This window comes from Emticicia sp. (genome assembly GCF_049241225.1).
In the GTDB taxonomy this organism is placed as follows: Bacteria; Bacteroidota; Bacteroidia; order Cytophagales; family Spirosomataceae; genus Emticicia.
The window spans coordinates 1-1,110 of the sequence record NZ_JBMLRC010000383.1; the positions used below are offsets into that span (position 1 = coordinate 1).

1 protein-coding gene is annotated in these 1,110 nt (G+C 44.3%); it reads left to right on the forward strand.

Annotation, left to right across the window (positions count from 1 at the left end):
• Positions 1-1,110, forward strand: a 1,110-nt coding sequence (locus ACOVO2_RS20060; RefSeq protein ID WP_421771689.1) for a DUF1501 domain-containing protein, incomplete at both ends; no start/stop codon positions are given.

The window sequence follows — 1,110 nt, forward strand, 5'->3', positions numbered from 1 at the left end:
CAATGGCTCTAAGTAGTTTGATTAGTTCAAACGCAAAAGGCAACACGCTCGAACAACAAATAATGAGTGCATTACCCAGCATCGCTCCAAAAGCCAAGCGAGTCGTTTATTTATTTATGAGTGGTGGCCCTTCGCAATTTGAAACTTTCGACTACAAACCCAAACTCAGTAATATGTTTGGGCAAGGCTTGCCCGATTCGGTGCGAAAAGGACAAAGACTTACGGGTATGAGTGCCAATCAGGCAGTTTTACCGCTCGTGCCGTCGGCGTATAAATTTAATCAATACGGAACAACTAAGACTTGGGTAAGTGATTTACTGCCTTATACGGCACAGGTGGTTGATGATTTGTGCATCGTAAAATCTATGTTTACCGAGCAAATCAATCATGACCCCGCCATAACGTTTTTTCAAACGGGGCATCAACTCCCTGGCCGCCCTTCAATTGGTTCTTGGATGAGTTACGGACTGGGTTCTGAAAATCAAAATCTACCTGCGTTTATTGTTTTGGTTTCAAAAAATGCCTCGAAAGACCAGCCACTTTATGCTCGTTTGTGGGGAAATGGCTTTCTGCCTTCCGAGCATCAAGGAGTCCAATTCCGTTCGGGAAAAGACCCAGTTTTGTTTCTCAATAATCCCGAAGGATATGACGGGCAAGACCGCCAACAAATGTTGGAATATTTGACAAAACTCAACCAATTACAAAACGAAACTTGGGGCGACCCCGAAGTAGATGCCCGAATCGCTCAATACGAAATGGCGTATCGGATGCAAACCTCTGTTCCCGAAGTAATGGATACCTCGAACGAACCCGACGAAGTTTTTGAACTCTACGGTGAAGGTAGTCGAGACAAAGGAACGTATGCCGCTAATTGCCTTTTAGCTCGAAAACTGCTCGAAAAAGATGTCAGATTTGTACAGCTTTATCACCAAGGCTGGGACCATCATGGCTCATTACCGAAAGGAATGGCCCACCAATGCAAACAAACCGATAGAGCCACCGCAGCATTGATTATAGACTTAAAAAGAAGAGGTTTGCTCGAAGATACTTTAGTGGTTTGGGGTGGAGAATTCGGTAGAACAGTTTATTCTCAAGGAAAACTCACCAAAG